This is a genomic window from Pseudovibrio sp. Ad5 (genome assembly GCF_001623095.1).
Taxonomy (GTDB): domain Bacteria; phylum Pseudomonadota; class Alphaproteobacteria; order Rhizobiales; family Stappiaceae; genus Pseudovibrio.
On the sequence record NZ_LMCH01000055.1, the window covers coordinates 18757 to 32522 of the forward strand.

Consider the following 13766-nt stretch of genomic DNA (forward strand, 5'->3'; position numbering starts at 1 on the left):
GATCTCCTCCGGTCCTCGGACAAAATAAAAGAGGGCGGTATGCTTCAAGAGCGCCAAATACACATTAAGAACCCAATCTGGCAACTCAAGCTGAAGCTGTTGCGGTTCATTATGTTCATCACAAGTATCGCATTCACCACAGCAGTCTTTCTTCAGGTCGTGATGCGATATCTGTTTAACTATTCGCTTTTTGGTGTTGAAGAGTTCGCCAGTTTTGCTGGTGTCATTATGTACTTCGTTGGGGCAGCGTATGGAACGCATGAACGCAGCCACATCTCGGCCAGTCTAGTGGACACAATATTCGGAGAAGGACGCATCACTGCAGGCGTCCATGCCTTCACACGCCTCTTGTCTGCAATTTTGGTGGTTTATATCCTCAACTCACTCTGGGGGCTGCTCGTCTTCACAGAGCGTATGAACACCGTATCAACGGAGCTACGTCTCCCAATGATCTGGATCTATGGGACGATGTTCGTGGGACTGGCTCTGACGGCTTTCTATTTCCTGCTCGAGTTTATTGAAAGCTTCCGCGCAACAATCTGGCACGCACCAAATACGGAATCCTAAATCATGAGCTCCCTAATTTTGATGGACGTTGCGCTTCTCGTGACGTTGATGATCCTTGGTGTACCTGTTGCTTTGACATTTGTAGCCGCAGCCGCATTCCTGATCATCTTTGGTGAATACAACTCGACAACCTTCTTGATAACTGCAGGCTTTTCTAAGCTTTCTTCAGTCGTATTACTTGCGATCCCACTGTACATTCTAGCTGGTGGTATCATGACACAAGGTGGAATTGCCAAACGTTTGCTTGAAGTTGCAGACAGCTTCTTTGGTCGATACCGCTCGGGTCTTGGTGTTGTAACCGTCATCACAACTGCCGTTTTTGGCGCAATCTCCGGGATGGCATCTTCTGCTGTTGCTGCTATCGGTTCTATTGCCATTCCAAGAATGGTGGAACGAGGATATGACCGTGGCTATGCGACAGCTCTGGTCAGCTGCTCAGCAGTTCTGGCGCTGCTCATCCCTCCCAGCGCGACCATGATCCTTTATGGCTGGGTGACAGGTACCTCTATTGCAGCAAGCTTCCTTGCACCTTTGGTTCCTGCACTGTTGCTTGTTGGTCTGTTTTCCTTCTGGAACATGGTCCTGACACGCAAGATGGAGATTACTGTTCCTGAAGCCCAGCCGTTGAATGTGCAGATCAAAACAGTTTTCCAACGCACACGAGAAGCTGGCTTCGGGTTGGCAATGCCTTTGATCATCCTGGGGTTTATCTATGGAGGTATCACCACACCTACTGAAGCTGCTGCTGTGGCTGTGGTCTACGCATTGCCAGTCGCGTTTCTCGTTTATCGGGAGCTGACATTCAAATCGTTTTACGATGTGGTTTGGAAAGCAGCTCAAGTGACTTCGGTACTGATGCTTGTGATCTTTACAGCAAACATGCTAGCGCGCGTGTTGACGCTTGAAGAAGTGCCTCAACAGATACTGGAGACGATGCTCTCCATTTCTGATGATCCGATCGTACTTCTGCTGCTTGTAAACGGCTTCCTGTTGCTTATTGGGATGTTTATGGAGGATGTTTCTGGCATCTTGCTTGCAGCTCCGCTGTTGCTGCCTGTGGTGACCGAGGCTGGCGTACATCCGGTGCACTTTGCTGCGATTATTGGAACCAATCTGGGCATGGGTCTTATTACGCCGCCCACAGCGCCAATCCTCTATTTTGGTACTTTGATAGGGCAGACGTCGCTTGCGAAGGTTCTAAAACCTACTCTGGTGTTTGTTTTCCTCGCATATATGCCAGTGGTTCTGCTCACCACCTTTGTCCCAATACTATCCATGTGGCTGCCGATGGCCGTAACAGGCATCAGGTAGGAGGCAGGTAAATGACACTTCGAATTCTCATTCCCATTGATGTGGAAGAAAAACGCTCATGGACCGAGATTTTGCCAGAGCTAAGGCTTCATGCAAAAGGCAACTCAGTTGAGTTGACCTGCATGACAGTTGTTCCTGATCTGGGCACAGTGATTGCGCAGGCCGCTCAGGCTGCACCTTTTGCATCGTTTGTGCCAGGCGAGCTGAAGGAAAAAGCCCTCGAGGTCGCGCAGTCCCGGCTTGGCGAGATAACCGAAACAGAGGAGTTCGGAATCATCAATCGGTTTGCTCGATCTGGCAACATCTATTCGGAGGTCCTGCAAACCGCTGATGAGTTATCAGCAGATCTCATTATCCTGATGTCTCACATTCCTGATTTCGGAGATTATTTGCTGGGCCCAAATGCAGCAAAGATTGTTCGTCATGCAAATTGCTCTGTGCTGGTGGTACGTCCTAAGAACAAGAGAGCTGTTCATGACTGATGCCTCCAACTCAACGATGAATTATAAGAGTGGGCTGCTGAAGGTTGCTGTTGTCATGACGGGGGGGACGATAGCGAAAAGCTATGATCCTAACTCAGCCCGACTTTATAATTTTGAACTTAAAGTCAAAGAGATCATTACCTCCTTAAGCTTACCAGATCTGGAGTTCACGTTCATTGATTTGATGCATCTGGACTCACTTGAAATTGGTGATGAGGAACGTGCTCAAATTGCCCGTTCAGTTGAAGGTGCTGCTGCAACTCATGATGCGGTGATTGTCACGCATGGCACAGACAGCATGGCGATGAGTGGTGAGGCATTCTGTGGTGCGATTAAGGTACCTCGTGTGCCGGTGATTTTTACAGGTGCGATGGTTCCCTATGTCATTGAAGGGTCTGATGCTTCTCAGAACATGATTGAGGCATTGGTGTGCGCGCGTCTCTTACAGCCCGGTGTCTATATCACCTTCCATAACCGCGTTCTGACGTTGCCCGGAGCACGAAAAGATCATTCCAACCTGACATTTACGGAGGCTTGATGGATGCCCAGAATCGAAACTGATAGTATCGGATCTCGCGAGCTACCTGATGATGCACTGTTCGGCATCAATACGCTTCGCGGTGCAGAAAATTTTATGATCTCTTCTGCAAAGATTGGCGACTACCAAGCTCTGATCCGAGCTCTCGCAATCATCAAGAAGTCAGCTGCCCAAGCTAATGGTGTACTGGGAGGTCTAACCGTCAAGCAGACCGATGCGATCTCCGCGGCGTGTGATGAGATTATGGGTGGCAAGCATCATGACCAGTTCATCATCAACATGTTGGAAGGTTCTGGTGGCACGTCTATCAACATGAATGCCAACGAAGTCATCGCAAATCGCGCCTTGCAAACTATGGGATATGAGGCTGGAACCTACGAACACCTGAAGCCTAATGACCATGTAAACATGGGACAATCAACCAATGACGTGGTTCCTACTGCTGTCAAACTGGCTGTGCTGGAGAAAGTTCCAGCGCTCACTAAGGCTCTGACAAGGCTGGGAGAGGCATTTCAGCTAAAAGCAGATGAGTTTGCTAAAGTGCTCAAAATTGGCCGTACATGTATGCAAGGTGCGCAACCAATGACCATGGGGCAGGAGTTCAGCGGATATTCAGCTGCTATTCTTCGAGCCCGTGACAAAGTCATGGATACTGCTGAAGCCCTGCAGGTTCTGCCATTAGGAGCAACCGCAATCGGAACGGAGCTCGGTGCCCGTGCAGGTTATCAAGAGGCTGTTTATCGGTACTTAGCTCAGGAGGTGCCACATCCTGTTCAGCAATCTGACAATCTGTTTGATGCGATGCAGAACTCAGATGGGTTTTCACGACTTTCTGCTGAACTGCGAGTTACTGCTGAGATTTTGGGCAAGATCTGCCTCGATTTGATTATGATGTCTTCCGATAAACAGTCCGGCATCGGTGAAATCAAGTTGCCTGCGGTTCAGCCAGGATCATCGATCATGCCAGGTAAAGTGAATCCAGTGATGCCCATGATGGTTCAACAACTGGCATTTGCTGTGATTGGTAATGACACGGCGATTTCACTTGCCGCTCTCAATGGACAACTCGAGATCAACCACTTCGAACCGATTATCGCGTCTCGATTGTTTGACAGCATAGATTTGCTTACGCATGGTGCGGATCTGTTTGCGAAAAAATGCGTGAATGGAATAGAAGCATTGGAAGATAAGGCGCTTCAAAATCTCCTCAACTCATCTGCTCTTGCTACCGTATTCGTACCCATACTTGGATATGCTGAGGTCTCCAAGATTGTGAAGGAAGCTGATGTAAACGGAAAACGATTTGTCGATGTCATTGTCGAAATGGGCTTGATGTCACGAGAACAGATCATAAGCAAACTCTCGAATGCTGCTCTTTGGGGCTCCGCAAAATGCTCTAAAGAAGCAATTTCCCTGATCTAGCAGTCCAGCCTTTGCAAAAGCGAAAGCGGCTTCTTGAACAGGCTCATTTGAGCAGTCCTGATATTCTAATCTTCGATGAAGCGACCTCTGCGCTGGATGAGGCGAATACTACTCAGATCGTGAGCATGATACAAAACCTGACAACAGATCATGGAGTGTTGCTGATAGCTCATGACTGCTATCGTAAGCACGATTATCGATTTGAATGACAAAGCTACTTTGGAGAACAAGTAGAGGAATGTTTGAAGAGAGCGAGGCCTTCGTAATTGTTCCCATCGAAGCCTTCTGGATAAATGCGTGGGTGAGGGGGCGGTTCATTTAAGCTCAGGTGCAATTATGTGAACATCAGAACCATTGGGAGTTGGAGGCTCCGCTAGGGTTATGTTGTTGGCACGGCTAATGTGAAAAAAGGCAGCCGAGATATCCTGAGTGATCTCGTCATGGAGTACAAATGAAATTCTGCCCGCGTTGAGCAATGCTTTGTTTTCCTGATTAAGGTCATGTGCAATGTAGCTGTCTGGATACATCTTATATTGCTCAAGCATTTGAATAATTGCCCTGTTTCCTCCGCCCATGGAGTACACAGCACATATGTTCGGCTCTTTCTCAAGAATAGAGGCCAGGTCTTTTTCAATTTTATGATCAACTCCAGAACCTCCTGTGGTTTCAACAAATTTCAGGTCTGGACGATTACGTGTGAGCCATGATCGAAAACTGAGTGCGCGTGTTTCTTCACCTTTAAAATGCTCGTGACTGCGGCTCATCAATATAGTTCCGCCAGCAGAATGCAGCATCTTTGAGATCAGGTAAGCTGCAGTCTTTCCCGCCTTTGCATTGTCAATTCCAATGTATGTCAGTCGTTCTGAGATCGGAATATCGGTGAACATCGTGAGGACAGGAATATTCCTTTCTGAGAGCGCTTTGATCATGTCTCTGAGCTTTGGCGTGTCACGCAGCTTCAGGCAAACCCCATTACTACCGTGAGTCATAATGCGTTTGAGGTAACTGACGGCCTCAGCCTCTTGCATATGCTCTTGCATGATGAAACGCGGCCGGATGACGACAGGGTTTGATCTGCCAATTTCACTTTCAACAGCGCGCCGTATTTCAGAGGAGAAGCGGTCCGGAGCTTCGACAACAAAGTCGATAAAGAGCTTCTTGCCGCGTGCAGACAATTGCTTTTCCTGCAAGTGCAAATCTGCAATCGCGTTTTGTACTCTGCGGACAGACTGCAGACTTACGTTTGTGCGGCTGTGAAGTACGCGGTCAACCGTTGCTGTACTTAATCCAGCTTGAAGAGCGATTTCTTTAACAGGGAAACGATGTGTCATTGATGGATTCTTGATGGAAATGCATATGGCTGGCAATTCAACATTTTGCTTATTTAAGGCCTGATACATCAAGGAGAGGGACTAAGATGGTCAGTAGCAAACAAATTGATGGATTTTACAGGCAATCGGCCTGTGACTTAAACGAGTTCAAGGCACTCGTGGAACAGGAGCTGTCCGCTGAGACAGTTCCCAACGCCACCCATGTGCAAAGCAATATCCCTATTTACAGCGCAGCGAACCTGCGAAATATGCTTGAAGACACATCCAAGCGCAGAAGCTTGTTGTCAGAGTGGGCTAGTGTTTTGCAAAATACAGCTGGTGTTCTGGTGATTAAGGGAGCAGCAGAAAATATCGCAGCGATAGACGAAGCTACGCAGATATTTGAGAGCATTATTTCTGCTGAGAGATCTTCCGGTAGTGGCGGTGATCATTTTGCAGCAGCTGGTGCGAACGATCGTATCTGGAACAGCCTGCAGAAGCTATGCTTGGCAGATCCATCTGTATTTGCTCGTTACTTTGCCAATCCGCTCATTGACGCGGTCTGTGAGAGCTGGTTGGGGCCGAATTATCAGATGACGACACAGGTCAATCTGGTCCATCCGGGAGGGGCAGCACAGCAAGCACACAGAGATTATCATCTGGGCTTTCAAACAGCTGAGGTTTGTGAGGATTATCCGGCTCATGTCCATCACCTGTCACCCTACATGACCTTGCAGGGCGCGATTGCTCACTGTGATATGCCCCTTGAAAGCGGACCAACAAAGTTGCTGCCGTTTTCACAAAAATACTTGCCAGGTTATGTGGCGTGGAGGCGAGACGATTTCCGGGAGTATTTCGAGGCTAACTATGTGCAGCTGCCCCTCGAAAAGGGAGATGCGGTTTTCTTCAATCCTGCATTATTCCATGCAGCTGGTGCGAACACGACGACAGATATTCACCGTATGGTGAACTTGCTTCAGGTCTCATCTGCGTTTGGCCGCGCAATGGAAAGTGTTGATCGTAGTGCTATGTGTTCTAAGGTTTTTCCGGCCTTGAAGCATCTGACTGAGCAAGGGGTGCTATCAGGCAATCATCTTGACGCGGCAATAGCATCCTGCGGAGAAGGGTACTCGTTCCCAACCAATCTGGATTTGGACCCACCAGTCGGCGGGTTAGCTCCTGAAACTCAGCAAATGCTATTGAAACGCGCGTTGAATGAAGGGATGACCGTGGACGTTTTCACGAAGGAGCTGCAAAAGCAAAGTGCTCGCCGTCTGCCTTAAAGGTCAATTTCATAATAGTCAGCGCTATCTAAGGTTCGGCAGGGCTTTTTTTAGGGGGGGGGGCGAATGGTGGTTTTAGTCGCATTGCCGACTGCCTCGCTCCCCATCTGGCTGTCCAATGATTAACTGGGCGTCGACAAGGCACCCTTTGAGATTGCGATCATCAGAACACCCCTCACCACAAACTTATGTCATGGTGAGGGTTCAAATGCAGTGTAACTGGGGCGGTCAAAAACAAACAGGCCGTCTTCTCGCACGTGCACGTTCAACCAATCGGTGTGAGCGTCCTTTCTTGCCATTCAATTACGGTGTTGCCTGCTTGATGTACGCATCGTGGCTGTTTTGCTGTCTTCCGAGCTGATGTTGATCTCTTTATTTGAAGCCGCGAACGGCTACCTCATATCATCAAAACAGTAAATTTAATGCAAGCGGTTGCAATATTGGTAATTGTTGGGTTAGTTTAATCCCGTAGTGATCGACAGAAAAGATTTAGTGATATTAGTGTTTGTTTGGGTTTTAGTGTTGAAATAGCTCCCAAATTCGCTTCATTAAATCTTGCAATCGGTTGCTAACGCAAATGGGAGGAAACTATGAAACAAACTGGTTTACTGGCAGCAGTCGCTGCGTTCACGATGATGGCAACAGCCGTAAACGCCGACACTATCGGTTTTTCAAGTCCAAATTTTGATGATAATTTCCAGACAGCTCTTCGAGAAGCTGCTAAAAGTCGTGCGGAAGAACTCGGGCATTCAATTCAGATCGAAGATGCCCGAGAAGATGTAGGCATGCAGTTGAGCCAAATTCAGAACTTTATTGCCTCTGACGTTGCTGCAATCATCGTAGCGCCGGTAAGTGCGGCAGCGACCCCTCAAATCACCAAAATGGCAGAAGCAGCAGACATTCCGCTGATCTACGTGAATCGTCGCCCTGCAGATCTGGATGCGCTGGGTGAAAAGGCTGCCTTTGTGGGGTCTGATGAAACCTGGTCCGGCACGTTGGAAGCTTTTGAAGTGTGCAAGCAGGCAGCTGGCACTGGTAAGGCGGTCATGTTGATGGGGATTCTTTCAAATGAAGCTGCCGTTACCCGCTCTGAAGACGTACGCGAAGTCCTGAAGCTTTCCATGTGTAACGGCATCGAGCTTGTTGCGGAACAAGAAGCCAAATGGCAGCGCACAGAAGCAAACAATGTTGTTTCGAACTGGCTCAGCTCTGGTCTCGAATTCGATATCGTATTTGCCAACAACGACGAGATGGCTCTTGGCGCGGTGCAGGCTCTCAAAGCTGCTGGCGTGAATATGGATGATGTGCTGGTTGCTGGTGTTGATGCAACAGATGACGCTCTTGCTTCTTTGGGCAAGAACGAGCTGGATGTCACCGTTTTCCAGAATGCGAAGGGGCAGGCAACTGGCTCTGTTGATGCTGCTGTGAAAGCCATGAACGGCGAAGCTCTGCCAAACTGGATCAATATTCCGTTCGAGCTGGTCACTCAGGACAATCTCAAATCCTACATGAGCCAATAACAGGCTTTCAGTAAGGGCGCTCCGTGTATCTGCGCGGAGCGCTGCTCGCTTTGCAACTCATATTCTATTGGCCGTGATGTCGGTTTGGCCGATTTTATCTCAGCCCTGATGAGGAAAAGAACAATGAATGATGCGAGAAAGATCGTCCTGCGAACGCAAGGTCTTTGCAAAAACTATGGTGGAGTGCAAGCTCTGAAAGGTGCAGACTTTGAGCTCCGTGAAGGCGAACACATCGCAATCGTTGGCGATAACGGGGCAGGGAAGTCCACCTTTGTTCGCCAGATCACTGGCGTCGAGCAACCCTCTTCTGGTCAGATGTTCTTCGACGGAAAAGAGGTCAGCTTCAAAAGTCCTCTCGATGCTCGGGAAGCAGGTATTGAGGCTGTATTTCAGAATCTGGCACTCGCCAATGACCTGGATGTTCCAGCCAACATCTTCCTTGGACGTGAAGAAGTCTATTTCAATCTCGGGCCCTTCAGTTTTCTGAATGAGAAGAAAATGCTGGCGAAAGCCAAAGAAGGCCTTGAGAAGACCGCTGTTAAGATTCCCAACTTGCGCAACGCAATTGGTAAAATGTCCGGTGGTCAGCGCCAGTGCGTTGCAATCTCACGCTCTGCAGCCTTTGCCTCAAAACTCATTATCATGGATGAGCCAACCGCAGCACTTGGGGTTCAGGAAACCACGCAGGTCGAAAACATCATTCGCCGCCTGAAAAAACAAGGCGTTCCGCTGATCCTGATCAGCCACAACTTACGTCAGGTGTTTAACCTGGTAGACCGGATCTTCGTGTTCCGGCGTGGTGAAATCGTTGGCGTCGTGGATGCGGACAAGACGGATGGCAACGAAATTGTCTCCCTTATTACAGGTGTGAAAACTGGCGTGCATGAAAACGCCAGCTACATATAATTGGGAGCACATAGATGAACACTACTGCAATCCGAAAGCTTCCTCAGGAGGCGAGCATTCTGATGGTTTTGATCGGAATTGCCGCGCTTTTTGAGATCCTGGGCTGGATTTTCGTTGGGCAAAGCTTTCTGGCTAACTCTAAGCGGCTCGTTATCATTGTTCTTCAGGTATCTATCATCGGCATCATTGCTGTTGGTGTAACGCAAGTCATCATTACCTCTGGTATCGACTTGTCGGGCGGGTCCGTAGCAGCACTCTCTGCCATGGTGGCAGCGAGCTTTGCGCAGGCGTCTGGCGGCTTTTCCATCTTCTATCCAGGCATTGTAGATCTACCCGTTATTGTTCCTCTGCTGGCTGGCATCGGGGTTGGGTTGCTTGCAGGAAGTATCAATGGAGCCATCACTGCCTATACCGGAGTTCCCCCGTTCATTCCTACACTGGGAATGCTTGTTGCAGCTCGTGGGCTTGCTGTGCTGTATGCAGAAGGCCAGCCAATCTTTGGTTTGACCGAGCAATATACGGCGATTGGGCAAGGCATTAATCCGGTCCTGATTTTCCTCGGTGTTGCTGTGCTCTTTCATATTCTTTTGAAGCATACGGTTTATGGGCGCCGGACTTATGCGATCGGATCCAACGAAGAGGCGGCCCGAATAGTCGGCATCAAAGTAAACCGCCATAAGGTTCTTGTATATTCGATTGCGGGTGGCCTTGCCGGTCTTGCCGGTATCGTTATGAGTGCGCGAGCGACAATGGGCCAGCCTGGCATGGGCTTCATGTACGAGCTGGATGCAATCTCCGCAGCCGTCATTGGCGGAACGTCATTGTTCGGCGGCAAAGGGAAGATTTCGGGGACCGTTATCGGCGTCTTCATTCTCGGCGTTATCACATCAGGTTTCACCTTCCTGCGGATCGATTTTTATTATCAGGAAATCGCCAAGGGCATGATCATCGTTGCTGCCGTTATCGCTGACCAGCGTCGGCAGGCTCGTAAGGCATAGTTCGGAGGCCATCTTGATTAATTCATCATCAACATTAGGCTCAGCCGAAACGCAAAAGTCTCTCCTTCAGCGTCTTCCAAAGGACACGGGTATTCTTCTGGTACTCGTCGGAATCGCCGCAATTTTTGAAGTTTTGGGCTGGTTTGTCGTTGAGCAGACTTTCATCTTCAACGGTCAACGTCTGTTCATCATGATCCTGCAGATGGCAATCATTGGCATTCTTGCTATTGGCGTTGGTCAGATTATCATCATGGCAGGCATCGATCTTTCCGGTGGTTCCATTCTTGGTTTCGCCGGCATCGTAGCGGCCTCTCTGGCACAAAGCTCAGAGTATGCCCGAGCTGTCTATCCAGCACTTACAGATCTGCCGATCATCTTTCCGGTACTCGCAGGCATTGCGGTCGGAGCGCTGCTTGGTTTTGTCAACGGGAGCGTAATTGCCATTACCGCAATTCCGCCGTTTATCGCGACCCTTGGGATGCTTGTCGCAGCGCGTGGCTTGGCGCGTTGGTATACAAGTGGCAAGCAGGTGAGCTTCCTGACTGAGGATTTTGCTATCTTCGGTTCCGGAGCCTGGCCAGTCATAACATTCTTGATTGTTGCTGGCGTCTTCCATGTGCTTTTGAAGTACACGGTTTATGGGCGCCGTACCTATGCAATTGGCTCAAATGAAGATGCAGCCCGTGTTGCAGGCATTGCCGTCAAAAGACACAAAATCCTTGTGTACACCATGGCTGGCGCACTCTACGGCATCGCCTCCATCGTTCAAACCTCGCGCGCAATGACCGCTCAATCTGGCACTGGCCTGATGTTGGAGCTGGATGCAATCTCGGCAGTTGTGATTGGTGGAACCTCTCTCTTCGGAGGTCGTGGTCGCATTATGGGCACCATCATTGGTGTGCTTATTTTGGGTACATTGACGTCAGGATTTACCTTCTTAGGTATCGATGTTTATTACATCAATATCGTGAAAGGTGTTCTGATTGTTGCGGCCGTAGTGGCAGATACTTATCGCCAAAAGCGAGTTGCAGCCTGATGATAGGTAAAACTTCGAAGCTGGGAGGTCTGCTCTCAGTTTCGAAGGGATAACCAAGTAATAACACCAAAATTTAATTGTGTTTTTTTACTTGGGCCATCATTGATGAACGGATTAATTTGTATCTTCCAGATGCGTGAAAACGAAAAGGCAGAGGATGGCTGTTACGCTAAAAGATGTTGCATTGCGTGCCGGGGTCTCTGCTTCAGCGGTGTCGCGCTCCTTTACGGAAGGTGCAAGCGTTTCTGCAAAAACCCGCCGAAAAGTCGAGAAAGCAGCACAAGAGTTGGGCTACCGACCCAATGTCTTAGCTTCCAGCTTAACAACGCGGCGGACAAAGCTCATTGGTCTGGTTTCCAACAATTTCCATAACCCAGTTTTTCTGCAGGTCTTTGATCTGTTTACGCAGTCATTGCAGGCAAAAGGGCTCAGGCCTCTTCTCGTAAACCTTTCAGGTGAGGTTGATCCGGCTAAATCACTCGATATGCTTCTGCAATACAGCGTTGATGGAGTAATTGTAGCGTCTTCCACTCTGCCTCCTGATTTTGCTGAATCATTCCGGCATGCAAAAATACCGGTTGTGCATTCCTTTGGGAGATGCAGCGCGACGCCGACTGTGCACACCGTAGGCATTGATAACCGTTACGCCGGTGAGTTGGCTGCGGAGCTCTTGCTCTCTAAAGGGTATGAGCACATCGGATTTTTGGGTGGGCCGGAAAATGCGTCATCTACGCAGGATCGCCTCTTCGGTTTTCAACGAGTTCTCGCTGAGCATCCTAGTGTAAAATTATCCGTCGATTTTGCGGAGGATTACTCTTATGATGCAGGTAGGAAAGCGATGCAGAGCATCTTGCTGAAAGACCGCGCTAACGCTTATTTTTGTGGTGATGACGTGCTTACTATCGGAGCATTGAGTGCCGCGCAGACCGCTGGTCTAAAAGTACCGGAAGAAATAGGCTTTATTGGCTTCAACAACATGGAAATGGCAGGTTGGGCAAATATCAATCTGACAACCATCCATCAACCTGTTCAGCAAATCATTTCATCCTCTGTTGAGCTGCTTGTTGACTGCCTGGAAGATCCAGATCGGATTCCTGAAACACGTATGTTTCCATGCCGTGTGGTTGAACGTGGAACACTTTTACTAAAGGCCGCTTAGTTGCTGGCAAATACTAGGGGCGCCTACAAAAAAGGGGCCAGTAAGTATACGGCCCCTTTTCAAAAGTGTTACTTCAGCAGGGCTGGGACTGCGTCTTGCCATGCACCAGCTGCATGCGCTGACTTTACTGCCGCATAAACACTTGCCATAGACCGCAAACCATCTTCACAGCTTGGGAATAGGAAAGCTGATCTCTCAGAAGATCCGCTGGCTTTGTCCGCGTGGATCATCTCTGCAAGGTCGCAATAGATATTTGCAAAGGCCAGGGGCATGCCTTCGGAGTGGCCAATTGTTACGCGCGATGCGTTTTGGGCTGCATTATACAAGTCGCCAGCACCGCGCTCGATGATCTGGGTGCGACCATTCAATGGTGTGTAGTACAACTGGTTGGGGTGTTCCTGTTGCCAGGCCAAACCACCTTTTTCACCAAACACTTGCAAGCTCAGGCCATGCATACGCCCCACGGCAACTGCTGATGTCCAGAGCCGCCCGACTGCACCACCATCCATTCGGAAGTTGATCATTGCGTCATCTTCCAGTTCGCGGCTGGCAATAGTCGATGCAAAGTCAGCTGAGACAGTCGATACTTCCTGCCCGGTTACAAAGCAGGCCATATGCAGCGCGTGGATACCTGCATCAGCTAATACGGCAGAAACGCCAGCAGCAGCAGGATCGTAGCGCCAGCGAACGCGAGGATTGTCAGCATCGGCAGCATCTGCATGGAAACCGTGTGCGAACTCTGCTTTCACAAGACGGACGTCACCCAGATCACCAGCAGCAATCATTTCTCTCATCTGGCGAACCAGAGAGAATCCTGAATAGCCAAAGTTTACTGCGCACTTTTTGCCAGTCCGGCGACTGATCTTTACGATCTCTTCGCCTTCTTCGACAGTCATGGTCATCGGCTTTTCACACAGCACATGAAAGCCACCTTCGAGGAAGGCTTTGGTGATCTCAAAGTGCGTTGCGTTTGGTGTTGCAATAGTCACAAGATCAACTTTGTCACTGCGCGTTTTTTCAACGGCCAGCATTTCCTGCCAATCACCATAAGCCCGGTCTTCTGCAATACCCAGCGACTGAGCAAACATGCGCCCTTTTGCTGCATCTGCATCCAGAGCGCCCGCCGCCAGCTGAAACAAACCGTCAACGGATGCCCCTAGACGGTGAGCAGGACCAATCTGGCTTCCTTCGCCGCCTCCAATCAGACCCCAGTTTAATTTAGTCATGATGTTTC

The 13766-nt window shown here is 49.3% G+C and carries 13 protein-coding genes; 11 read left to right on the forward strand and 2 right to left on the reverse strand.

The window, feature by feature from the left end; translation table 11 throughout:
• Positions 1 to 39: 39 nt before the first annotated feature.
• Genes PsAD5_RS14500 through PsAD5_RS14520 form a run of 5 tightly spaced genes read left to right on the forward strand, consistent with a single transcriptional unit; the run spans position 40 to position 4320 of the window.
• Positions 40 to 567 (forward strand): TRAP transporter small permease, encoded by a 528-nt coding sequence (locus PsAD5_RS14500; RefSeq protein WP_063288955.1) that lies wholly within the window; start codon positions 40 to 42, stop codon positions 565 to 567.
• 3 nt (positions 568 to 570) lie between these two features.
• Positions 571 to 1878, forward strand: coding sequence for a TRAP transporter large permease (locus PsAD5_RS14505; RefSeq protein ID WP_063288954.1), 1308 nt, complete (start codon positions 571 to 573; stop codon positions 1876 to 1878).
• 11 nt (positions 1879 to 1889) lie between these two features.
• On the forward strand, positions 1890 to 2360 hold the full coding sequence (locus PsAD5_RS14510) for a universal stress protein (RefSeq protein WP_063292641.1): 471 nt from the start codon (positions 1890 to 1892) through the stop codon (positions 2358 to 2360).
• On the forward strand, positions 2353 to 2898 hold the full coding sequence (locus tag PsAD5_RS14515) for an asparaginase domain-containing protein (protein WP_193778153.1): 546 nt from the start codon (positions 2353 to 2355) through the stop codon (positions 2896 to 2898). Before PsAD5_RS14510 ends, PsAD5_RS14515 begins: the two co-directional genes overlap by 8 nt.
• A 3-nt stretch (positions 2899 to 2901) precedes the next feature.
• On the forward strand, positions 2902 to 4320 hold the full coding sequence (locus tag PsAD5_RS14520) for an aspartate ammonia-lyase (protein WP_084405982.1): 1419 nt from the start codon (positions 2902 to 2904) through the stop codon (positions 4318 to 4320).
• 314 nt (positions 4321 to 4634) lie between these two features.
• Here PsAD5_RS14520 and PsAD5_RS14525 read toward each other — a convergent pair whose 3' ends face one another.
• Positions 4635 to 5651, reverse strand: a complete 1017-nt coding sequence (locus PsAD5_RS14525) for a LacI family DNA-binding transcriptional regulator (protein ID WP_063292642.1) — start codon at positions 5649 to 5651, stop codon at positions 4635 to 4637.
• Between the two features lie 86 nt (positions 5652 to 5737).
• Between PsAD5_RS14525 and PsAD5_RS14530 the strand changes: the two genes are divergently transcribed.
• The 6 genes from PsAD5_RS14530 to PsAD5_RS14555 all read left to right on the forward strand — a co-directional run bounded on the left by PsAD5_RS14530 (position 5738) and on the right by PsAD5_RS14555 (position 12532).
• Positions 5738 to 6913, forward strand: a complete 1176-nt coding sequence (locus PsAD5_RS14530) for a phytanoyl-CoA dioxygenase family protein (RefSeq protein ID WP_063292643.1) — start codon at positions 5738 to 5740, stop codon at positions 6911 to 6913.
• A 590-nt stretch (positions 6914 to 7503) separates the two neighbouring features.
• A complete protein-coding gene (locus PsAD5_RS14535) occupies positions 7504 to 8433 on the forward strand; it encodes a substrate-binding domain-containing protein (RefSeq protein WP_063292644.1) in 930 nt (309 codons plus the stop codon).
• A 123-nt stretch (positions 8434 to 8556) separates the two neighbouring features.
• Entirely contained in the window at positions 8557 to 9339 is a 783-nt protein-coding gene (locus PsAD5_RS14540) for an ATP-binding cassette domain-containing protein (RefSeq protein ID WP_057465081.1), read from the forward strand.
• A gap of 14 nt (positions 9340 to 9353) precedes the next feature.
• Positions 9354 to 10337: an ABC transporter permease gene (locus tag PsAD5_RS14545; protein WP_057465082.1), complete on the forward strand. Its 984-nt coding sequence runs from the start codon at positions 9354 to 9356 to the stop codon at positions 10335 to 10337.
• A gap of 13 nt (positions 10338 to 10350) precedes the next feature.
• The gene (locus PsAD5_RS14550) at positions 10351 to 11373 is read left to right on the forward strand and encodes an ABC transporter permease (protein WP_446737486.1); all 1023 of its coding nucleotides are present in this window, start codon (positions 10351 to 10353) and stop codon (positions 11371 to 11373) included.
• 157 nt (positions 11374 to 11530) lie between these two features.
• Positions 11531 to 12532, forward strand: coding sequence for a LacI family DNA-binding transcriptional regulator (locus PsAD5_RS14555; protein WP_057465083.1), 1002 nt, complete (start codon positions 11531 to 11533; stop codon positions 12530 to 12532).
• Positions 12533 to 12600: 68 nt separating this feature from the next.
• Here the strand turns inward: PsAD5_RS14555 and PsAD5_RS14560 are convergent, their stop codons facing one another.
• Positions 12601 to 13758 (reverse strand): Gfo/Idh/MocA family protein, encoded by a 1158-nt coding sequence (locus PsAD5_RS14560; protein WP_057465084.1) that lies wholly within the window; start codon positions 13756 to 13758, stop codon positions 12601 to 12603.
• Positions 13759 to 13766: the final 8 nt, after the last annotated feature.